At 58.7% G+C, this 21,284-nt stretch carries 22 protein-coding genes and 1 tRNA gene; 12 read left to right on the forward strand and 11 right to left on the reverse strand.

What is annotated here, in order from left to right:
• Positions 1–76: 76 nt before the first annotated feature.
• The 4 genes from mtgA (at position 77) to MWU38_RS10545 (ending at position 3,038) form a co-directional block, all read left to right on the forward strand.
• Positions 77–757: a monofunctional biosynthetic peptidoglycan transglycosylase gene (gene mtgA, locus MWU38_RS10530; protein WP_247271764.1), complete on the forward strand. Its 681-nt coding sequence runs from the start codon at positions 77–79 to the stop codon at positions 755–757.
• 181 nt (positions 758–938) lie between these two features.
• Entirely contained in the window at positions 939–1,529 is a 591-nt protein-coding gene (locus MWU38_RS10535; RefSeq protein ID WP_247271765.1) for a sigma-70 family RNA polymerase sigma factor, read from the forward strand.
• Entirely contained in the window at positions 1,526–2,314 is a 789-nt protein-coding gene (locus tag MWU38_RS10540) for an anti-sigma factor (protein ID WP_247271766.1), read from the forward strand. The genes MWU38_RS10535 and MWU38_RS10540 overlap by 4 nt, the downstream gene beginning before the upstream one ends.
• Before the next feature lie 151 nt (positions 2,315–2,465).
• A complete protein-coding gene (locus MWU38_RS10545) occupies positions 2,466–3,038 on the forward strand; it encodes a fasciclin domain-containing protein (protein WP_247271767.1) in 573 nt (190 codons plus the stop codon).
• Between the two features lie 214 nt (positions 3,039–3,252).
• On the opposite strand, the gene MWU38_RS10550 is transcribed toward MWU38_RS10545, so the two are convergent.
• The 4 genes from MWU38_RS10550 to MWU38_RS10565 all read right to left on the reverse strand — a co-directional run bounded on the left by MWU38_RS10550 (position 3,253) and on the right by MWU38_RS10565 (position 6,533).
• Positions 3,253–3,942 (reverse strand): aspartate/glutamate racemase family protein, encoded by a 690-nt coding sequence (locus MWU38_RS10550; RefSeq protein ID WP_247271768.1) that lies wholly within the window; start codon positions 3,940–3,942, stop codon positions 3,253–3,255.
• On the reverse strand, positions 3,939–4,334 hold the full coding sequence (locus MWU38_RS10555) for a hypothetical protein (RefSeq protein ID WP_247271769.1): 396 nt from the start codon (positions 4,332–4,334) through the stop codon (positions 3,939–3,941). The genes MWU38_RS10550 and MWU38_RS10555 overlap by 4 nt, the downstream gene beginning before the upstream one ends.
• Positions 4,334–5,596: an ATP-dependent Clp protease ATP-binding subunit ClpX gene (gene clpX / locus MWU38_RS10560; RefSeq protein WP_247271770.1), complete on the reverse strand. Its 1,263-nt coding sequence runs from the start codon at positions 5,594–5,596 to the stop codon at positions 4,334–4,336. Before clpX ends, MWU38_RS10555 begins: the two co-directional genes overlap by 1 nt.
• Before the next feature lie 211 nt (positions 5,597–5,807).
• The gene (locus MWU38_RS10565; RefSeq protein WP_247271771.1) at positions 5,808–6,533 is read right to left on the reverse strand and encodes an ATP-dependent Clp protease proteolytic subunit; all 726 of its coding nucleotides are present in this window, start codon (positions 6,531–6,533) and stop codon (positions 5,808–5,810) included.
• A 127-nt stretch (positions 6,534–6,660) separates the two neighbouring features.
• Here MWU38_RS10565 and MWU38_RS10570 point away from each other — a divergent pair, with 127 nt between their 5' ends.
• Positions 6,661–8,244 (forward strand): amidase, encoded by a 1,584-nt coding sequence (locus tag MWU38_RS10570; protein ID WP_247271772.1) that lies wholly within the window; start codon positions 6,661–6,663, stop codon positions 8,242–8,244.
• A 92-nt stretch (positions 8,245–8,336) separates the two neighbouring features.
• Positions 8,337–9,674: a sodium:proton antiporter gene (locus MWU38_RS10575; RefSeq protein ID WP_247271773.1), complete on the forward strand. Its 1,338-nt coding sequence runs from the start codon at positions 8,337–8,339 to the stop codon at positions 9,672–9,674.
• An 84-nt stretch (positions 9,675–9,758) separates the two neighbouring features.
• Here the strand turns inward: MWU38_RS10575 and tig are convergent, their stop codons facing one another.
• Both tig and MWU38_RS10585 read right to left on the reverse strand, forming a co-directional pair.
• Positions 9,759–11,327 (reverse strand): trigger factor, encoded by a 1,569-nt coding sequence (gene tig, locus MWU38_RS10580; RefSeq protein ID WP_247271774.1) that lies wholly within the window; start codon positions 11,325–11,327, stop codon positions 9,759–9,761.
• A gap of 72 nt (positions 11,328–11,399) precedes the next feature.
• Positions 11,400–11,484: transfer RNA gene (locus tag MWU38_RS10585), tRNA-Leu, on the reverse strand.
• Between the two features lie 149 nt (positions 11,485–11,633).
• On the opposite strand from MWU38_RS10585, the gene MWU38_RS10590 reads away from it, so the two are divergent.
• A complete protein-coding gene (locus MWU38_RS10590; protein ID WP_247271775.1) occupies positions 11,634–11,921 on the forward strand; it encodes a DUF3297 family protein in 288 nt (95 codons plus the stop codon).
• Positions 11,922–11,932: 11 nt separating this feature from the next.
• On the opposite strand, the gene MWU38_RS10595 is transcribed toward MWU38_RS10590, so the two are convergent.
• Positions 11,933–12,478, reverse strand: coding sequence for a CHAP domain-containing protein (locus tag MWU38_RS10595; RefSeq protein ID WP_247271776.1), 546 nt, complete (start codon positions 12,476–12,478; stop codon positions 11,933–11,935).
• A gap of 201 nt (positions 12,479–12,679) precedes the next feature.
• On the opposite strand from MWU38_RS10595, the gene der reads away from it, so the two are divergent.
• Both der and MWU38_RS10605 read left to right on the forward strand, forming a co-directional pair.
• Positions 12,680–14,125: a ribosome biogenesis GTPase Der gene (der, locus tag MWU38_RS10600; RefSeq protein WP_247271777.1), complete on the forward strand. Its 1,446-nt coding sequence runs from the start codon at positions 12,680–12,682 to the stop codon at positions 14,123–14,125.
• The gene (locus MWU38_RS10605) at positions 14,125–14,598 is read left to right on the forward strand and encodes a DUF2721 domain-containing protein (RefSeq protein ID WP_247271778.1); all 474 of its coding nucleotides are present in this window, start codon (positions 14,125–14,127) and stop codon (positions 14,596–14,598) included. Before der ends, MWU38_RS10605 begins: the two co-directional genes overlap by 1 nt.
• A 61-nt stretch (positions 14,599–14,659) precedes the next feature.
• On the opposite strand, the gene bfr is transcribed toward MWU38_RS10605, so the two are convergent.
• The 4 genes from bfr to MWU38_RS10625 form a co-directional block, all read right to left on the reverse strand.
• Complete coding sequence (gene bfr, locus MWU38_RS10610; protein WP_247271779.1) at positions 14,660–15,163, reverse strand: bacterioferritin; 504 nt, start codon at positions 15,161–15,163, stop codon at positions 14,660–14,662.
• A gap of 172 nt (positions 15,164–15,335) precedes the next feature.
• A complete protein-coding gene (locus MWU38_RS10615) occupies positions 15,336–15,551 on the reverse strand; it encodes a ferredoxin (RefSeq protein ID WP_247271780.1) in 216 nt (71 codons plus the stop codon).
• Positions 15,552–15,701: 150 nt separating this feature from the next.
• Positions 15,702–16,961, reverse strand: a complete 1,260-nt coding sequence (locus tag MWU38_RS10620; protein WP_247271781.1) for a DUF418 domain-containing protein — start codon at positions 16,959–16,961, stop codon at positions 15,702–15,704.
• Positions 16,962–17,054: 93 nt separating this feature from the next.
• Positions 17,055–18,077 (reverse strand): SPOR domain-containing protein, encoded by a 1,023-nt coding sequence (locus MWU38_RS10625; RefSeq protein ID WP_247271782.1) that lies wholly within the window; start codon positions 18,075–18,077, stop codon positions 17,055–17,057.
• A 378-nt stretch (positions 18,078–18,455) separates the two neighbouring features.
• On the opposite strand from MWU38_RS10625, the gene MWU38_RS10630 reads away from it, so the two are divergent.
• From MWU38_RS10630 to MWU38_RS10640, 3 genes are all read left to right on the forward strand, one after another.
• Positions 18,456–19,178, forward strand: coding sequence for a ParA family protein (locus MWU38_RS10630; RefSeq protein WP_247271783.1), 723 nt, complete (start codon positions 18,456–18,458; stop codon positions 19,176–19,178).
• Between the two features lie 17 nt (positions 19,179–19,195).
• Positions 19,196–19,741 carry a type II toxin-antitoxin system HicB family antitoxin gene (locus tag MWU38_RS10635; RefSeq protein ID WP_247271784.1) on the forward strand — a complete coding sequence of 182 codons (546 nt, stop codon included), beginning with the start codon at positions 19,196–19,198 and terminating at the stop codon, positions 19,739–19,741.
• 63 nt (positions 19,742–19,804) lie between these two features.
• The gene (locus MWU38_RS10640; RefSeq protein WP_247271785.1) at positions 19,805–21,241 is read left to right on the forward strand and encodes an SPOR domain-containing protein; all 1,437 of its coding nucleotides are present in this window, start codon (positions 19,805–19,807) and stop codon (positions 21,239–21,241) included.
• Positions 21,242–21,284 lie beyond the last annotated feature (43 nt).

Below are 21,284 nucleotides of genomic sequence, written 5' to 3' on the forward strand. Positions count from 1 at the left end.
CAAGCACGGCGCGAAGGCTTGCGCAAGATACGCATTGCAATTGCGCGCTGCCCCCGTCTTTCCTAAATGACGTTCCATGAACGCCGTCCCCCGCTTTCTGGCCCGAACAATCGCCAAGATCATCCTGTGGTTCGTCGGGATCAGCTTGGCATTGGTGATCCTCTTCAAATTTGTGCCTGTGCCCATAACCGCGACGATGGTGATGGACGAAAACCCGGTCACGAAAGATTGGGAAGCGATCGAAAACATTGACCCCAATCTCGTTTATGCCGCGATTGCGGCGGAGGATGCGAAATTCTGCGAACACTGGGGGTTCGACACCGAAGCCATCGAACAAGCCGCCCGCGAGAACGCGCAAGGTGGCCGCATCCGGGGCGGCTCTACGATCAGCCAGCAGACAGCCAAGAACGTCTTTTTATGGCAGGGCGGCGGCTATGTCCGCAAAGCGTTCGAGGCCTGGTTCACATTCTGGATCGAAGCGGTCTGGGGTAAGGAGCGCATCATGGAGGTGTACCTCAACGTCGCGGAAACCGGGATAGGAACCTATGGCGCAGAAGCGGGTGCGCAGCGCTATTTCGGGCATTCGGCTGCGCGTCTTTCCCCCGATGAAGCTTCACGCATGGCCGTCGCCCTCCCCTCGCCCAAGACACGCTCGGTCAAGAATCCGGGCGGCTGGCTGGCGCGCCACGGCAACCGGATCGAGCGTGCAATCGGCGATGTGAAGCTCGGCGGGCGCGCATCGTGTGTTTACGAATAGGAACCTTTTGCCCGTCCGCTCGTCCCAATTGCAATAGATGCAAGGATTGACCTTGAGGTGGCTCTTGCGCACATCGCAAAGCCAAGCGGAAGGATGACGAAACCCGTGCAAAGGCACACACGCTCTATCTTAACCTGCATTTGGCGCCGCATAAGCGGGCCAAGCGTGCGCGTGTAAGCAGATGGTTGAGGGGCAAAACAAGCAAGCAGCGGATATCGCGCGCGAAAAGCTTCGCGGCGCTATGGTGCGCCTTGCCGATGGCGATAGCGCGGCTCTTGAAGAAATTTACGAGTCAACCCGGGTGAAGCTTTTTGGAATCTGTCTGCGTATCTTGGGCGACAGGAAAGAAGCAGAAGACGCCTTGCAAGACGTATATATCAATCTTTGGCAGAAAGCCGACCGGTACGATCCGGAACGAGCGAGCCCGATTTCGTGGCTCGCCACTTTTGCGCGCAACCGTGCGATTGACCGCCTGCGCACAGGCAAAGTGCGTCAGGGCGCTGTGCCCGTGGAAGAGGCCCTGCCGCTGCCTGACAACACGCCATTAGCGGACGACCTGATGGTTGATGCCGAAAACGCTGCACAAATTCACAAGTGCATTCAAGGCCTTGATGAGCGCACGCGAACACACATCCGCAGCGCGTTCTTCGATGGCTTTACCTATGCCGAGCTTGCGACCCGCGCGGACGTGCCGCTAGGCACGATGAAAAGCTGGATCCGTCGTGGCCTTCAAAAGCTGCGCGCGTGTCTTGAGGCGAGCGAGGCGGCATGAGCAACGACAAGACGCCGTTTGACGATGCCGAACGCGACAATCCAATGCTTGCCGCAGAGCATGCCCTTGGGCTGCTCGAAGGCGAGGAGCTGGCACAATCGCGTGCGAAGCTTGAAAACGATCCCGAATATCGCTGGCGCAAGGACTGGTGGAACAATTGGTTTGCTCCGTGGACCGATGAGGTTGCAGGCGCAGAGCCGAGCGATGTCGTTTGGGTGCGGATTTCCGAGGCGGTGGCCGCTTCGCAGCGTGCCAATGCAGCTGATACGGCAGTCGGTGCGATGCAAAAGGTGGTATCGCTCGAAGATCGCCTTAAACGCTGGCAGTGGGCCGCTGGCATTACGTCGGCGGCCGCCGCAATCATGCTGGCTGTCATGGTTTTCGCGCCGGGCAGCGAGCCGGGGGCCATTGCGCCTTCGGGCGATGAAACAACATTGGCCGCGAGCGATCCCCTCGTGGCTCAGGTGCCAATCGGTGACACCGGCCTGCGTCTTGACGTGACCTACATCCCGCAAAGCGAACAGCTTCTGGTTGGCGCTATCGGCCTTACCGCGGACGGTGTGCATGACCATGAACTCTGGCTTGTCCCGGACGATGGCAGCGCCTTGCAATCGCTTGGCGTGGTTAAACCGGGCGAAGTGCTGGGCAAACAACTTCCTGCAGATATCATCGCCAATATGGGCGACGGGGCCGAACTTGTGCTCACCCGTGAGCCGATCGGCGGCAAGCCAGTGGGTCAGGATGCAGGGCCTGTGGTTGCGCAAGGGGCTTTTTCGAAGGTCTGACCCCCATGGCCGCGGCGCGGAATTTCGGGCGCGATTTCAAGCTTTTCCGATTTAACTGCAAAAACCTCACGGGGTCATGCATCCAGCCCCGAAATCGTCCCGTAATTCTTCATGCAAGACTGGGAGGGCTTGCACAAACTGGAGAATTTTTATGCACCCCCGCAAATCCTTCCGCACCGCTATTCTTGGCATTGCTGCCGCGACTACCGGCATTGCCGCTATCGCCACCGCGCCGCTTTCCGCTCATGACCACAAGTCGAGCGCCTCACAGCAACAAGCCCCCAACATCGTCGAAACCGCGCAAAGCACCGGCGTTCACAACACGCTCGTCGCAGCCGTGACCGCAGCCGATCTGGCCGGCACGCTCTCCAACCCCGGCCCCTTCACCGTGTTCGCCCCAACCGACACCGCATTTGCAAAGCTTCCCGAAGGCACCGTTTCGACGCTGCTGCGGCCGGAGAACAAGGGCATGCTGACCAATGTGCTTGTCTATCACGCAGTATCGGGCTCAGTGACCTCGGATGACCTCGTTGGTCTTATTAACAAACACGGCGGCGAAGCGACCATTGAAACGCTTGCCGGCACAAAGCTCACCGCGCGCCTGTCGGGTGACACTATCGTCATCACCGATGCCAAGGGCCGCGCGACCGCTGTCACCACGGCGAATGTCGAAACCTCGAACGGCATCATTCACGTGACCGATGGAGTGTTCCTGCCTGCGTAAACTGTATTACCCAGCCAACCCGGGCGCCTTCTCCTCCGTTCCCCTCCCTTGCGAGAAGGCGCCTATCCTTGCCCCGCCCAGCTTTTCGTTCGTGAAGCTGGGCGGGGTTTTGAGTCTTGGTGGTTACGCTCCATCCTCGCTAGGCGCGCAGCCAAGCTGCGCCCGCGGCGGGTGGCCAGTAGGCCTTTCGGCTGCCGTGCAGCCGTTTCGGGGCTCAAGACATTGAGAAGTCGACCGCGGCTTTGCAATGCAGTGCGGTCGTATCAAACAGCGGCAGCGGGCTGTGGCATTGTTCGATCAGAAGCATGATTTCCGTGCAGGCCAGAGCCACACCTTGCGCGCCGCGAGACTGAAGATCGTCGATCACATCGCAGTAAAATTCCCGCGATTTGGCGCGAACCTCGCCCGCACACAATTCGTCGAAAATGACCCGATGGATCTCTGCGCGGTGGCTTTCATCAGGGACCACCACTTTAAGACCATGCTGCGCCAGGCGCTCTGCGTAGAATGGCTGCTCCATCGTAAAGCGGGTTGCCAACAGGCCGACCGTATCGTGCCCGGCCGCTTTGAAGGCTTCGGCCAGAGGATCGGCAATGTGGAGGAGCGGGCATGAAATACGCGTCTCAACCTGCGGCGCGACGAGGTGCATGGTGTTGGTCGCAATCAGGATGCAATCGGCCCCTGCCTTTTCCAGCCCTGCTGCTGCTTGCCCAAGGATATCGCCCAATTGCTCCCATTCTCCAGCGCGCTGAAGCGCGGCGATATGGTCGAAATCGAAAGAGTGCATCACCAGCGGCGCAGAAACGATCCCGCCTTTACGCGCCCGCACTTCGCGATTGATCAGCGCATAATACTGGGCCGAACTCTCCCAGCTCATCCCGCCAAGGATGCCGATTGTTTTCATGGGTTGGGTTTCGCGGAGGAACCCATCGCGAGCGCTTCGCTGTGCAGCGCCATGTATTCTTCAGAGCGCATATTACTGATCGCATCATAGGCGGGCTGGGTGAGGGCGCGGTCGCCATTGCCTTCGCCGTAAACCTTATACTTCTCCCCATCGTGAAACACTATGAAGTAGAAACCTAGGTCATCAGGCGATTCTGGCCCAGTGAAGAAGGCAACCGTCTGTCCATCTGAACTGCCGAACACGTACCACTGAATTGCATCATAAAACCGCTCGATCGGCCCGAGCGAACATTCGAGCGACGGTTTCTCGGGCTCGGCGTTTTTTGCCGGCGCTTGGGCAGCGATGGGTTGAGCGGAGAGAATAGCCCCGCCCAACATCAGCCGTAGCAGCATTAAGCCGCCTCTTCCTTAGCCTCACCGCCGTGGACACGAACCGGATCTTTCTTGCCCGCGACCACGTCTTCGTCGATCACGATCTCGGTCACGCCTTCCATGTCGGGAAGGTCGAACATCGTATCGAGCAAGATGCCTTCCACGATTGAACGAAGGCCACGTGCGCCGGTTTTGCGCTTGATCGCGCGTTCAGCGATGGCTTTCAGAGCCTCATCGGTGAAGCTGAGTTCAACATCTTCGAGCTCAAAGAGCTTCTTGTACTGCTTCACCAGAGCATTCTTCGGCTCCTGAAGGATCGTCACAAGCGCATCGACATCAAGGTCGTGCAGCGTTGCGATCACCGGCAGACGACCAACGAATTCCGGGATGAGGCCGAACTTGAGAAGATCCTCAGGCTCACTCTTTTCCAGAAGTTCGCCAATGCGGCGTTTTTCAGGGTCGGCGACGTGCGCGCCAAAACCGATGGAGCGTTTCTGCAAACGGTCGGCGATAATCTTGTCGAGGCCTGCAAAGGCACCGCCGCAGATGAACAGGATGTTGGTCGTATCGACTTGCAGGAATTCCTGCTGCGGGTGCTTACGACCGCCTTGTGGAGGCACAGAAGCGGTGGTGCCTTCCATCAGCTTAAGCAAAGCCTGTTGCACGCCCTCACCCGACACGTCGCGCGTGATCGAGGGGTTTTCTGCCTTGCGGGTAATCTTGTCGATCTCGTCGATGTAAACGATGCCGTGCTGCGCTTTTTCGACGTTGTAGTCGGACGCTTGCAGCAGCTTCAAGATGATGTTCTCGACATCCTCGCCCACATAGCCCGCTTCGGTAAGCGTGGTCGCATCGGCCATCGTGAACGGCACATCGAAAGTGCGCGCTAGCGTCTGGGCAAGCAGCGTCTTGCCCGTACCCGTGGGACCCACGAGAAGGATGTTGGACTTCGCAAGTTCAACCTCGCCCGCCTTGCCCGAATGCTTGAGGCGCTTGTAGTGGTTGTGGACCGCAACCGACAGATTGCGTTTTGCGCTCTTCTGGCCGATCACATAATCATTAAGCGTTGCGAAGATTTCAGACGGGGTTGGGACCTCGCCTTCTTTCTTGCCGGCGATGCCAGCTTTGGTTTCTTCGCGAATGATATCGTTGCAAAGCTCAACACATTCATCACAGATGAAAACAGTCGGGCCCGCAATCAGCTTGCGCACCTCATGCTGAGACTTGCCACAGAAGCTGCAATATAGGGTGCTTTTGCTGTCAGTACCGCTCAATTTGGTCATTCCTAATAGTCCTCGAATCCGGGCCAGACTTAACGATAGAAAGCCGGCCGGATTCGGTGAGTGTATCTAGCTGCCCATATGAATCAACACATGACAGCAGCATTTTTGATCCGCAGTGCCGATAATAGCGGTCAAAAAGTGCACAGGGCATTAAACATCCTGCCCCTGCGTCCTGCATAACGCGGAAGGTGAACGGCAGGATTGCGCAAGGTTACTCTGGCGCGCCGCCTGAACCCTTGTCATCGGTCCCGACCGACCCTTCGCCGGTTTCGTCGCCGGGCTCTGGACGGGTTTCGAAAACCTTGTCGACAAGGCCAAATTGCTTGGCTTCTGCCGCCTCAAGGAAGGTGTCGCGGTCCATTTTGGCTTCAACCTCATCGAGGCTTTGGCCGGTATATTTGACATAGAGGTCGTTCAAACGGGTGCGAATACGCAGGATTTCGCGGGCCTGGATTTCGATATCCGAGGCCATACCACGCGCGCCGCCAGAAGGCTGGTGCACCATGATGCGAGCGTTCGGGAGAGCCACGCGCATGCCGGGTTCACCCGCTGCCAGAAGGAAGCTGCCCATTGATGCAGCCTGACCGATACATACGGTCGAAACCTTCGGCTTGATGTATTGCATCGTGTCGTGGATCGCCATGCCGGCGGTCACAACGCCGCCGGGCGAGTTAATGTACATGCTGATCGGCTTCGACGGGTTTTCGCTTTCAAGGAACAGCAACTGCGCGACGATGAGCGAGGCCATGTTGTCCTCGACCTGCCCTGTTACAAAGACGATGCGCTCGCGCAGAAGGCGGGAGAAAATGTCAAAAGCGCGCTCACCCCGGCTGGATTGCTCGACGACCGTGGGCACCAACGCACCAGTTACCGGGTCTTGCCCGAACTGGCCTTGAGCGCCGAAAGTTTCGCCAGAATTGCCAAGCAGGTCGATCATCGAGTCTAGTCCTCATCCAAAGTGTTGCCGTCAGGCTTGATCGCCTATGTCGGGCGCGCAGCCGCAATCTTCAAGGGCGTTAACTTTCCTGTTGGGAAAAACAGGCAAAAGTGCGAACCATTGAGCCATGAAATCACGCGCTTCCCTACTCTTTGCTGCTACCATTGCCGCCATCGCCCTATCGCCTGCGCCTCTGGCCGCGCAATTAGAATCAATTCGCGGCGCACCGCCAACGATAGACATCACGCCGCAGCGCATTGAGCTACCGCCTGGGGTGGAACCTGCGACGACAATGGCCGAAGGGCGCGCGGTTGGACAAGTATATCGGATTGTGACGCTTGACGGCGGGCCGGACGGCATCAACTCGGTCATCGCGCTTGCGCCCGACATTACCAAGCAGGTCCGTAACCTGCAGCGACGCGGCTTGCCGCTTGATGGGCGCGCGGTTCTGGTAAAGGACAATATCGAGACGCGCGAATTGCCCACCACCGCAGGCAGCCTCGCGTTGAAGGACAATATGACCGGGCGCGATGCGCCTCTTATTGCCAATCTGCGCGCGGCAGGCGGTGTGGTGATGGGCAAGACGAACCTCAGCGAATGGGCCAATATCCGTTCGAACGATTCAACCAGCGGGTGGAGCGCGGTCGGGGGGCTGACGCGCAACCCGCACGCCATTGACCGCAATTCCTGCGGCTCGTCTTCGGGAAGCGGGGCGGCGGTGGCTGCTGGTTTTGCCTGGGGCGCGATCGGGACAGAGACAAATGGCTCGATCACCTGCCCCGCAAGCATTAATGGCGTCGTCGGCTTTAAGCCCAGCGTCGGGATCGTCAGCCGCACCCATGTGGTTCCGATCTCCTCGACGCAGGACACCGCCGGGCCGATGACACGCACCGTCTATGACGCCGCTCTCCTGCTCACCGCGATTGCGGGTGAGGACGAAGCAGACGCCGCCACTTTGGATGCAGTTCGGGTGAGCGATTACACGGCGGGCCTCGGCGATTTCTCACTCGAAGGCGTGCGGATCGGGGTAATGCGTGATCAAATCGGCAATGATGCCCGGGTGGCGGGGGTCTATGAAAAGGCGCTTGCCGATCTTGAGGCGGCGGGCGCTGAGCTTGTCGATATCGAGTTCGAGATGAACGAGGAAATCTGGGATGCAAGCTTCACCGTCCTCATGTTCGAGCTTCGCGAGGAAATGGGCAAATATCTTGCCTCTATCCCGCAAATAGACGGCGCGGACACCCCGCGCAGCCTCGCTGACCTCATCGCTTTTAACGAAGGCAGCGAAGCGGAAATGCGATGGTTCAATCAAGACCTGTTCGAGCTTGCTGAAACAACCACCGATCGCGAAGCCTATGAGGCAGCGCGTGCGAAAGCCTTGCGGATTGCAGGAAAGGAGACGCTCGACGCATTGATGGCGCAGCACAATGTCCAGTTTCTGACCGCCCCGACCAGAGGCCCTGCATGGATGAGCGACCTTGTGCTGGGCGATCAGTTCAACGGCTCGATTGGCTTTGGAACCCCGGCCGCCGTCGCAGGTTATCCGCATCTCACTGTGCCGATGGGCGATGTCGAGAATTTGCCCGTTGGCATCAGCTTCTTCGGTGCAAAATGGGACGATCACGGCGTGCTCAAAGTCGGCGCGGCCTATGAACGCGCACGCAGCGCCGAACTGCCCAAGCCGAGCTTCAAGCGGTGGTCGCCGCAATAGCGCCGCTACCGCACATCTTCGGAACCTATCTGCGCACCGCTGCGTAAGGGCAATGTTATGACCAAAAACGCACGCATTGTGATCGGCTGACCGTGGACGGCCGCATTCTTCTGCTCTCGATTTTCGGGCTGGGCCTGATCCTCGCGGTCACGCTCAAAGACAGGCTGGCGCGGTACTATCTATCCTTGCCTATCGTCTATGTAGCCGCAGGCTATGTGTTGTTTTCACTCCCCATCGGGCTTCCGGGTTTCAATCCGGCACGCGATGGCTTCGACGCAGTAACCCTGGAATACGTCACCGAATTTATCGTCATCGCCTCGCTCATGGCGGTAGGCATTTCGATTGATCGCCCCGTCGACTGGCGCAATTGGAAGCAGGTGTGGCCGCTTCTGCTCTTCGCAATGCCGGTCACTATCATTGCCGTCTCGGTCTTCGGCTGGTGGGCCTTGGGACTTGCCCCTGCAAGCGCCATCCTGCTTGGCGCGGTCCTCGCCCCTACCGATCCGGTGCTCGCACGCAGTGTGCAGGTCGGGCCGCCCGGAAGGGCCGAGCGCCACGATGTCCGCTTCAGCCTCAGCGCAGAAGCAGGTCTTAACGACGGACTGGCCTTCCCCTTCACCTATCTCGCGATTGCTGCGGTCGGAATGACAAGTGTGGGCATGTGGACCGTTGAATGGTTCGCTTTCGATTTCCTCTACCGAATTGTGATCGGATGCCTGGTGGGATTTGCCGTTGGCAGAGCGGGCGCGTGGTATGTTTTCGAATATGAAGCAGACGTCGGCCAAAAGGAGGACGATGAAGAGGCCCCGCGCTATTCAACCAGCGAAGGGCTGGTCGTTCTGGGCACACTGCTGCTCGCCTATGGGTTGACCGAACTTATCGAAGGGTACGGGTTTCTTGCCGTCTTTGTCGGTGCAGTAACTGCCAGACAGTGCGAAAACGCCAGTCGCTATCACCAGATCAGCCACCATTTTATCGACCAGATCGAACAGATCGTTCTCGTCGCGGTGCTGTTTGCATTTGGTGCGATGCTGGCCAGCGGGGTTCTTGACGCATTGACATGGCCAGCCGCTATCGCCGGGTTACTGCTGGTTTTTGTGATCCGCCCGATAAGCGGCCTTATCTCCGAGGCTCGCAGCGACCTTCCGCTTGCTGGCAAAGCCGCCATTGCTTTCCTTGGCGTTCGGGGAATGGGATCGATCTATTATCTTGCCTATGGCCAGAACCAGGGCGATTTTTCAGAAATCCCTGTCCTCTGGGCGACGGTCAGCTTTGCCATTCTGGTGTCAATTGTCGTCCACGGAGTTCTGGCTGGCCCGGTGATCCGTGCTCTTGAGGCGCGCGGTCATCACATCCACGTCGGAAGCGATCCCGAGATGGCCTCGCTAAGACCACCCGAAGAGGTCGAGGTCGAACCCCGCGAAACCTGACCTTCCCGCATGCAAATCAAAAAGGCCCGGGGAGCCTATTGAGCGCCCCGGGCCTTTCGAATGTCTTGGCAAAAGCCCGACAGCTTATTTCTTGTCAGCTGCCTTCTTCGCTGGCGCCTTCTTGGCCGCCGGCTTTTTGGCTGCTGCCTTTTTGGTAGGGGCCTTCTTTGCTGCTGCTTTTTTGGCAGGAGCTTTTTTGGCCTCTTCTTTATCGTCTGCCTTCTTGGCAGGTGCCTTCTTAGCCGCTGGCTTCTTGGCTGCAGCTTTTTTCGCCGGTGCCTTCTTCTTGGCAGGGGCTTTCTTCGCCTTATCCGCTTCGGCTTCCTCGTCGGCTTCGATCGCTTCCTGAAGTTCCTCGATCGTCACTTCACGCTCGGTCACGTCGGCCTTGTCGAAAAGGAAGTCGACGACCTTATCTTCGTAAAGCGGTGCGCGAAGCTGCGCTGCTGCCATCGGATCCTGCTGCATGTACTGCATGAAGCGCTCACGGTCTTCTTCGCGATATTGCTGTGCAGCCTGCTGGATAAGCATCTGCATTTCCTGCTGGCTGACCTGAACATCGTTGGCCTGACCGATTTCGGAAAGGAGAAGGCCGAGGCGTACACGGCGCTCCGCGATGGCCTTGTAATCGTCCTTCTCGGCTTCGATCTCCTTGATCGCTGCTTCGGGATCTTCTTCCTTGGCCGCTTCCTGTTGAAGCTGAGCCCAGATTTGTTCGAACTCGGCATCGACCATCTGGCTTGGCACTGCAAAATCGTGACCAGCGGCGAGTTGATCGAGAAGCTGACGCTTCATCTGGGTGCGGGTGAGCCCTGCAGTCTGCTGCTCAAGCTGACCGGTCATGATCTCTTTGAGTTTGTCGAGACTGTCGAGGCCAAGGTTCTTGGCGAACTCGTCGTCGATCTTGGTTTCGGTTTCGATCTTTACCGCCTTCACGGTGACGTCGAAGGTTGCTTCCTTACCGGCGAGGTGTTCGGCCTGGTATTCTTCGGGGAAGGTCACGGTGATGGTTTTCTCATCGCCCGCTTTCACACCGACCAGCTGCTCTTCGAAGCCAGGAATGAAAGCGCCCGAGCCGATTACCAGCGGGGCGTCTTCGGCTTTGCCGCCTTCGAACTCTTCGCCGTCGAGCTTACCGACAAAGTCGATGATCAACTGGTTGCCGTCGGCTGCTTTCTTGGTCTTGGCCGCATCCTTGTAGCTCTTGTTCGAGCCGGCAATGTTCGCAATCGCTTCTTCAAGCGCTTCATCGCTTACCGGAACGGTCAGCTTCTCAAGCTTCAGGCCATCGGTGCTTGGCGCTTCGATTTCTGGGAGCACTTCAAGCTCTACCGTGATCTCGGCGTCCTTGCCTTCTTCATAGTCCTCGTTGAGAGAAACCGCAGGCTGCATGGCCGGGCGCAGGCTTTCGTCAGCTATAAGGCCATCGACCGATTCGCGAATCATATCGTTGACCGTCTGGCCGTGGATCTGCTCGCCGTGCATCTTTTTGACGAGATTCGCTGGAACTTTGCCCGGGCGGAAGCCTGGCATTTTCACCTGCGGCGCGATCTTTTTGATCTCAGCTTCGATCTTCGCGGCGATTTCAGCGGCGGTGAGCGTGATCACATAACCGCGCTTGAGGCCTTCGTTGGTGGTCTGCTTGATTGCCATGAGGTGGTACTTTACGCCTTATGTAAAATAGAAAAATTCATCTCTGCGCCCGACCTGCCGAAGAGCGAATATTGGTGCGGGCGAAGGGACTCGAACCCCCACATCTTGCGATACCAGAACCTAAATCTGGCGCGTCTACCAATTTCGCCACGCCCGCATGTCCGAACGAAGCCGCGCGGGAAAACCGAAGTTGCCCCGCGCGCGTCAGAACAGGCCCCCTAATGCGCTCGGCACAAAAGGGCAAGCGTCAAGGACGTGTCGAAGCACGCTTGTTTCACGCGGGCGAGGCGATTATGGGCGCATTCCATGAGCGACGAAACAAATCCAAACGACATTCCGCCCGACCATCTTTCGGTCAATCCGCACAATCCGGCCTTCGATGGCGAGGTGTTGCAGCGCGGCGTGGGCATCAAGTTCAAGGACCGCGTGCGCACCGATATCGAGGAATATTCGATCTCGGAAGGCTGGGTCCGCGTGCAGGCTGGCAAAACGGTCGACCGCCGGGGCCAACCGCTCACCTTGAAACTTAATGGCCCGGTCGAGGCATGGTTTGAAGACCTCGGCGACAATCCGCCGGTCGCCAAGAAGAACTGAGCGCCCCCGCTCTAGCGGGTGAATTCGGCGAAAGCGCTTACGAATTCGCGGCTTGGCTCGGCGCGAACAGGGCCGCGCACGCGTGGCATCGCGCGCTCGCGCTGTGACATGGTGTCGGCGTAGATGAAGCCTGCGAGCGGCCAATGGGTGCGCCCCGGCCTCTTGATCGGATCGTACCAGACGCGAACCTCGCTCCAGTCATTGTTGGGCGAGACATCAATTGCGGGAACATCGCGCTCGATTTGTCCGCGCCGTCCGTTGATCTCGGACCAATTGGCGTGAGTGAGCAATACTTTGCGCGAATCGATTACCTCGCTGACATAGGCGACATGACCAAGACGCATGTTGCGATGCGGCTTGAACACCATCACCGCGCCTTCTTGCGGGCGGCGACCACGGGCATATTTACCCTCGGCCTGATCCCACCATGTGCGCGCATCGCCATAGATCTCGACGCCTGAAAGCTCACGGGCATAAGGCACGCATTGCAAATAGCCGGAACTTTGCGCGATCGCAGGTGCGGGCACAAGCGCGGCAGAGACACTCGTCAAAGCCATCGTGGCGGCAATAAGGGGCTTAAAGTGGCATTTCATAATTACCCCTAATGGCGCGGTAATATTGATATGAACCTTTGGAGCAGGGTTAATTTCGGGTTTACCGTGTTTCTGCGGGATTGCACGGGCGTCTTGTTGGACAAAACTTGCTAATTGCCGCGCGAAGGGCCACTTGGCGGCCACACACCAGAGCAAGCTGAACCAATGAAAACCGTCGAAAAACCCACTGTCATCATCATCGGACGCCCCAATGTGGGCAAGAGCACGCTGTTCAACCGTCTGGTTGGCAAGAAGCTCGCGCTAGTCGATGACCAGCCCGGCGTCACCCGTGACCGCCGCCTGGGCGATGCCGAGATCGCCGGTTTGCAATTCACCGTGGTCGACACCGCCGGGTGGGAGGATGAGGACGAACTCACCCTGCCAGGCCGGATGCGCAAGCAGACAGAAGCCAGCCTTGAAGGCGCGGATGCGGCGATGTTTGTCGTGGATGCTCGCGCTGGTCTAACCCCGCTCGACAATGAGATCGCGCGATACCTTCGCGAACATGACGTGCCGATTGTGTTGGTCGCGAACAAGGCGGAAGGCAGGCTGGGCGAAGCGGGCGTTCTGGAAAGCTATGAACTCGGCTTTGGCGAACCGGTTGCGGTTTCTGCCGAGCATGGCGAAGGGATTGCAGACCTTTTCGGTGGGTTGTGGCCGATAATCGGCGAGAAAGCCGATGCAGCAGAAGCAGCCGCCAATGCGCCGGTCAACGAGGATGACGAGGAAGACGCGCCGCTCGGCCCGTTGAAGCTCGCGATTGTGGGCCGTCCGAATGCTGGCAAATCGACGTTGATTAACCGTCTTCTTGGCGAAGATCGCCTTTTGACCGGACCAGAAGCCGGGATCACACGCGATTCCATTGCCATTGACTGGGAATGGACCGACCCCAAAACGGGCGACACGCGCGAAATTCGCCTGATCGACACCGCCGGCATGCGCAAAAAACGCAATGTGACCGAAAAGCTTGAAAAACTCTCGGTAGCCGACGCAAGGCGCGCGGTGGATTTTGCCGAAGTGGTGGTGCTGCTTCTCGATGCGACGCAGGGCCTTGAGCATCAGGACCTCAAGATTGCTGCCCTCGCCCTTGAAGAAGGCCGCGCATTGATGGTGGCCATCAACAAATGGGACGTGGCGCAAGACGCCTCTTCGCTCTTCAACGGCATCAAGGCCGCGCTTCACGATGGTCTGGCGCAGGTTCGGGGCCTGCCTGTTTTCTCTGTCAGCGCCAAGACGGGCAAGGGTCTCGACACCATGCTCGGCGCTGCTTTCACGCTGCGCGAAAGCTGGTCCAAGCGCGTGCCGACCGCCGCGCTCAACCGCTGGTTCGATGATGCTCTTGCAGCAAACCCGCCGCCAGCGCCCGGAGGCCGCCGTATCAAACTGCGTTACATCACGCAGGCAGGGACCCGCCCGCCGCGCTTCGTGGTGTTTGGTTCGCGCCTCGATGATCTTCCGAAAAGCTATGAACGCTATCTCATCAACGGCATCCGCGCGAAGCTTGGCTTTGAAGCGGTGCCGGTGCGCGTTACGTTGAAAAGTCCGAAGAACCCCTACAACGCCAACCGCGGTGGGGGCGGAAATTACTCTAGCGGCAATCAGAAATCGTAATGCTCGACCTTTTCACCAGCAGCGTTGCCAGCGAAATCCTTGAACGGACTGCCGACACGCCGCGCGTTCTTCGAGCGGTGGAACTCAGCCTTGCGCCTGCCTTCCTGCTTGTCGGGATCGGCAGTATCATGAACGTGATGATGGCCCGCATTATCTGGATTGCCGGACGGATCGAACGGCTCGCAGACAGCGATAAGGAAAGCCACGATCCCGCCCAGGCGAGCGAGATTAAATGGCTGCGCGTCCGCCGTCGTCTGGTGCGCGTGGCAATCAAGTTTTCCACCGCAGCCGCTGTCGTGATCAGCTTCGTGATCGCGATCCTGTTCGTCTCAGCCTACATCGAGCCACGTATTGGCACGGTTGTCGCGTTTCTCTGGGTGGTGACGGTGGCACTTTTGATCACGGGCCTGATCTATTTCCTGCGCGAGACCCTGCTCGCAGCGGAAGGCCCAAAGATCGACACCCGGCCCTGAGCGAACACAGAAAAAGGGCGGGAACATCGCTGCCCCGCCCTTCTCCTGATTTCGAAAGCTTCTAGTTCGTCCCGGCTTTTGTTTCGCCTTCTCCTGCAGGATGGCTTTGCAACTGGACGTAATTTTGGATGCCCATTTTCTCGATCATTTCCAATTGGGTTTCCAGGAAGTCGACATGCTCTTCTTCGTTGGCAAGAATGTCTTCGAAGATCTGTTCCGAAGTATAGTCGCGTACGCTCTTGGCGTATTCCGCCGCGTCGCGAAGAAGCGGGATCGCTTCCATTTCAAGCGCGAGGTCGGCTTCGAGAATTTCCTTCACATCCTCGCCAACCTTCAGATTGTGGATCGCTTGAAAGTTGGGAAGACCGTTAAGGAACAGGATGCGCTCGGCCAAGCGGTCGGCGTGCTGCATCTCTTCGATGCTTTCGTGCCGCTCGTATTCGGCCAGTTTCGTAACACCCCAGTCTGCAAGGACGCGGTAATGCAACCAGTATTGGTTGATCGCGGTCAGCTCGTTGGTGAGCGCCTTGTTCAGGAATTCGATGACTTTTGGATCGCCCTTCATTGGAAGATGTCCTCTCTTGGATGCGGGGTCTTGCGGGTTTGAGCCAGATCAATGACTGGCTTTGTATACCCACACATATAGAGGATGCCCCTGCATCTGCGCAAGAGGCGGCGCGAATTTTTCCGTTTGAAATCAGTCGCTTGCGAGGGGTTCGCAATTGCGCTTCAGCGACTTATAATGCGAGTTCCTTGCAACGCTTGCGCGCTGGATCGAGGCTTGCAACAAGTGCGCGCTCTTCCTCGATGGTTTTTTGAGCCTTCTCAAGGCATTGCCCGCAATTCGGCTTTTTGCCGAGGGACGCATAGACCATTTCAGCACAGCCATCAGCTTCAAGCGCGGCTGCGCGTAGGTCGGTTTCGCGAATAGCGTTGCAAATGCAAGTGTACATCTCGGCTCCAATAACTCCTTGGGAATCACTCCTGCGAAGCGTTTGCAACACCTATTTATGCGAACAAATCGCAATAGCAAGTTAAATCGCACCTAGGCGGACTCTTTTTCCCTGCGCGCAAAACCGCGCAGCGCGCTACTCATCGCGGATTCAGCGCCGCAAGGGAAAGCGTTGGCGATAGGTGAGACAACGCCAGAGCCATTCAAGCGGTCCATAACGGAACCGGTCGAGCCACGGTTTCGACCACGCAAGCATGAGCGCCCAGCACAAGAGCACCACGATATAAAGCTCGGGCCGCGACAGTTGCCCAAACAGGCCCAGCGCCCAACCGTGCATGACAAACACCATCACGACAGAAGTGCCGAGATAATTGGTGAAAGCGGCCCTGCCGGCCGCTCTGATGCGCGTGGAAAGCCATCCGCTCCACCCTTGCGAATAAGCCACAAGAAGCGCGGCAAGTCCGAGCGCAGTGGCCGCGCGCGGGAATGGAGACAGACCAAAGAATGCGGAAAGCGTGCTGTAATAGCTAAAGCCCGATGCTTGCACATAAAGGCCGATCGCAAGACTGCCCAAACCGCCGATGGCAACCGCGATCCAGCCCCACTTCTTGAGATCGCTTTGCGATACGCCACCGCTGAAAAATCCCAAGCGGTAAAGCGCCATCCCGATCAGCATCATTGGAATACATTCGAACACTATCAGCCACGCATTGATGAACGGATCGAATGTGTTTTCGGAAAGTTTGTGCGCGACAATCTCGGCATAGCTTCCCTCAAGCTTGAGCTCGGTCAGCGCCGCATCCTGTTCAAGCGCCTGGGTTTTGCCGGTCGCAAGCGACGACTGGAATTCCTCCATCCCCGCCTCGCCATTCGTGGGCATATCGGCAACAAAACCAAGCGGCCCCATGACAGCCCCAAGAAAGAGCGCGCCGACCACATAGGCCGTGACGCCAATGCCCATCATGCGTTTGACCGAAAGCTTGAGCAAAGGAAGGGCGGCGAGCCCGCACATTCCGTAAAGCGCGAGGATATCGCCCTGCCACAAAAAGAAGAAGTGGAAGAGGCCGATGGCCAGCAGGATAAACAATCGCCACGCCTGAAGCCAGCGTGTCTGCCCCCTCGCCCACGCGCGTTCCATAAAAAGGTAAAGGCCTGCGCCAAAAAGCAGGGTGAAGATCACCCGCATCTTGCCATCAATGGCTACAAATTGCGCAATCCACAGCCAGCCGTCGGGGTCGCCGTATTCGCCAAGCCAGGCGGCAGGATAGAGATAGGCGCTGAACGGCTGACCGAAGGCGATGATATTTGCGATCAGGATGCCCATAACGGCAATCCCGCGCACAAAGTCGAGCGTTTCGATCCGGTCTTGTGCTTTTACCGGTCCGGCCGATGGCCCTTCTGGCTCAGACATGAAGTTCCCCTGATCCCATGCAAAGGTGAGTTCCTATCACCAGTCGGGCTCAGGGAAAGAGGAGAAATCTTCGCCGTCAGATAAAAGTGAGGCTCAAGGCTGCTTGACGAGGCACGCTTGGCCTTGGCTTTTGAGGCTGTCGCACGCGCGCTGCGCTTCGGCGCGGCTGTAAAATCCGACCGCCTGGAGCCGCGTGACATTGCCACCAGGAATCAGCGCCTTGCTGGTGCCAGAAAGCGCCGGGTTCGAAGACAGCTTGGACCACAAGCGGTCCGCATTGCTTGAAACCCCAAACGCGCCCAATTGCACCCGCCATTTCCCGTCACGCGTGGATGTGAACGTGGCAGACACAGCCGGCTGGGCAGGAGCCACCGGGGCCGGAGTGTAGGTCGCGCGCGTCGGCGCTGCACGAACGGGTGCCGGCGCCCTTTGCGAGGCTTGCTCGACAAAGACAGGCTGCGGCGATGCCGGGGTGTAGCTTGCAGCGGCTGGCGCCAATACTGGTGCTGATGCTGGTGCTGGTGCTGGTGCTGCCGGCTGACCCAGATCGATTGCGGCGAGTTCGGCGCTGCGGCGCTGCGCGGCTTCCTGCTCAAGCGAGCGGGCAAGCGATTGCGCCAGTTGGCGTTGATCCAGCGGCACATAGCCGTCCATTTGCTTGAGCGCGGTGGCGGCTTGCGGCAAGCCCTTGCCATTCGCCAAGGTCAAAAGCGCATAGGCGCGCACCCAATCCTTTTCCGCATAGTCAGCGTTGAAATGCGCAAGGCCAAGTACATATTGCGCGCGCGGATCGCCGCGATCGGACGCATCCTTGATAAATGGCATGGCTTTCGCCTGTTCCCCTTGCTGGAAAAGAAGGAGGCCGAAATTGTCTGCCGCTTTTACATGGCCAAGCTGTGCGGCCTCTTGATAAAGCGTGCGCGCGCGGGCCATGTCGGCATCAACGCCGCGGCCCAGGCGATACGCTTGCGCCAGATTGAACAGGGCATCGGCATCGCCTTGTTCGGCCGGCAACTGCCATTCTTTCACCGCAGCATTATAATTGCCCTCGGACCACGCCTCGACGCCCTGTTTAACATCAGCGGCAGCGGGAACAGCGACCAGTGCGATTGCCATTACGCCTGAAGCCGCACCTGAGCGAAGGAGGCCCGTTCTTACGCCGGTGCCTTTTGTCGAATTGCTTGCCATGGTGTGTTGCGTCCTTTGGAAGTTTCACCAATAAAGTTAACGTCATGCGCTTTTTCGATGGGCGCGTGCGCGTTGGATGTGTGCATTTACTAGCCTCACATTGGTTAGCATTTCGTTGATCACCGCCCCGTATACCCCTCGCGGAGCCGGCTAGAGCGAGTGAGCGCAAGCCCAATTGGCTCCCTTCTCCAAAATCAAGGCGCTCCCTCGTTAACCCAAAATTAGGGGTAGTCTGCGATCTCAGTGGTCGAGAAAGGCCGCGACCTTGCGGCTTACACATGGTCACAAAATCCAGGGGGACCGGTTTTGCGCGTACTCGCATTGGCATCGCAGAAAGGCGGATCAGGCAAGACTACCTTGTCCGGGCATTTGGCCGTCCAGGCACAGCGCGCGGGCGCAGGCCCGGTCGTGCTGATAGATATCGACCCACAAGGTTCGCTTGCCGATTGGTGGAATGAACGCGAGGCAGAATATCCTGCCTTTGCCCAGACCACTGTATCTCGTCTCGCCAACGATCTGGCGGTTTTGCGCCAGCAAGGTTTCAAACTCGCGGTCATCGACACCCCGCCTGCAATCACGATGGCGATCCAGTCTGTGATTTCGGTCGCGGAACTGATCGTCGTTCCGACCCGGCCCAGCCCGCATGACTTGCGCGCTGTTGGTGCAACGGTGGATCTGTGTGAACGCGCTGGCAAACCGCTTGTCTTTGTCGTGAACGCAGCCACACCCAAGGCCAAGATCACTTCAGAAGCCGCCGTTGCCCTGTCGCAACACGGCACCGTTGCCCCGATCACACTGCATCACCGCACCGATTTTGCCGCCTCGATGATCGATGGCCGCACGGTGATGGAGGTCGAGCCCGACGGTCGCAGCTCGGCTGAGATCACGGCGCTCTGGAAATATATCTCCGACCGTCTGGAAAAGAACTTCCGTCGCACGGTCTTCGCAGCGCCGAGCGTGGGTCAACAGGCTCAACCTGGCGGCGTTCAGCGTCCAGCCGGTGGCTTTGGCCGCCGCGTGGCCCAATAAGCGCCGGGATGCACGCCATGTCCGACGCCAGCTTCGCCTCGCTTGGACCAACTCTGCTCGCTCGCAAGGGCGGAGCAAAGCCTGCCATGCGCCCGCAAGTCGCGCCCCTGCCGGGTGTGGTCGTGTCGAGCGAAGACCAGCTCGAAGATCTGGGCTGGAACGACATGGGTGACGCAAACGACACTCAGACAGGCGACCAAACCGGTTCCGACAGCCCGGTCGTGCGCGAGCAGCAGGATCGCCTCGCCAAGCGCATTGCCGCAGGCGAAGCCGACGCTGTCCTGCCCCAGCCGGTCGCGAAAATTCCTTCAAGGAAAAAGCTGAAAGCCCAGAAGAAATCTGTGTCCAAAGCCACCGCGGCAACGCCCAAAACCTTGAAGCGTGCCGCGTTTACCCTGCGGCTTGACCCGGAGCGCCATCTCAAGCTGCGCCTCGCTGCCACGATAAACGGCAAAAGCGCACAGGCTCTGCTCACCGAAGCACTCGATGCAATGCTGAGCGAAATCGCCGATCTCGACGCCCTTGCGCGGCGCGTGAAGCCCACAATGACGCAAGAGGGCTGACCAATGTTTTTCAATTCATCGACCACGACAGACAAGACAATGAAACCATTAGGGGAAACGAAAATGGCTCGTCATACGAAACGCACCAGCGGTCCCAAGTTGGGGCTCATCATGGGCACCGCGGTGGCGAGCCTTGCGCTTGCAAGCTGCGCCTCCTCTGCGCCTCCTGCGCAGGTTTCGTTCAACAAAGCCGCAAGCGCGCTTGAAAAAGGCAATGTCGGTAAGGCTGTATCGCACGCCGAAGCCGCAGTGCTTGCCTCCCCTCGGGACGCAGAATACCGCGCCATTCTTGGCAGCGCATATCTCGAAGCCGGTCGCTTTCAATCGGCCGCTACCGCTTTTGGCGAAGCGCTTGAGCTTGGCGACAATCGTGGCCGCACTGTTTTGAGTTACGCCCTTGCGAAGACCGCCATCGGCGACAACCGCGCTGCTGTTGGTGAGCTTCAGGCGCGCCAGAACAGCGTTCCACGCGCTGATCTTGGCCTTGCGCTTGCTCTGGCTGGCGAAGCGGATCGCGGCGTCAAAGTGCTGATCGAAAGCATTCGCGATGGCAACACATCGCCAAAAGCGCGCCAGAACCTCGCCTATGCTTATGCGCTGGCTGGCAATTGGCGTGCTGCGCGGGTGATGGCGGCAGAAGACGTGCCCCCCGCACAGCTTGATGCTCGCCTCTCCGATTGGGCCGCAAGCGCGCGTCCGGAAGATCACATGATGCGTGTGTCAAAACTGCTAGGCCTGACGCCGGTAAGCGATGCTGGCCAGCCGCAACATCTTGCCCTTGCCAACTTCCCCGCCTTTGCGGACACGGTTGCCGAAGTAGAGCAACTCGCGAGCGCTGATTCGGCGCCCGTAGCCGCTCCGAAAGCTGCACCAAGCCCCGCGCCTGTCGCAGCATCGGCACGCGCTGCTGCGCCGCGTCAGAGCGAAGCAATGGCGATGGGTCTTAGCGATGTCGACGGTGTGACCGAGAATACTCGCAAAACGCCTGCACCAACGCTTGCTGCTGCTCCTGCACCGGCAAAGGCGCCAGCGCCCGTCGCAGCGTCAAGGCCTGCTGCTCCTCGCTTTGTGTCAAACGCCATCGTTCAATCAACGCCAAAGCCTGCGTCACGGCCTGCTCCGCAAGCCGTTTCTGCACCGCGTGCGGCCGCGCCTGAAAAGGCTCCGACACGCACCGCCAGTGCCAGCGCTCCCAAAACCGGGTCAGCAGACACGCACCGGGTCCAGCTTGGATCGTTCAACAGCAAAGAAGTTGCCGAGGCAAAATGGGAAGAGTTCCAGCGCCGTTATCCCGCTCTTCGCGGACATGACGCGGTCCTTACCGAGGCGCAGGTCAACGGTCGCACCTTCTTCCGTGTCGCTGCTGCCGGTTTCGATGCACGCGATGCACGCGACGTGTGCGGCTCGGTCAAGCGTTCCGGCGGCGGCTGTTTTGCCTATGCCAAGTCGAGCCCACCTGCCGGCGCTGTGAAGCGCGGCGTGCGTGTGGCTGCTCGCTAAGAGAACGTCTTTTCGCTCAAGCGACCAAAACAAGCTTCAGCAA

Source organism: Qipengyuania sp. S6317L1 (genome assembly GCF_023015615.1).
GTDB lineage: Bacteria > Pseudomonadota > Alphaproteobacteria > Sphingomonadales > Sphingomonadaceae > Erythrobacter.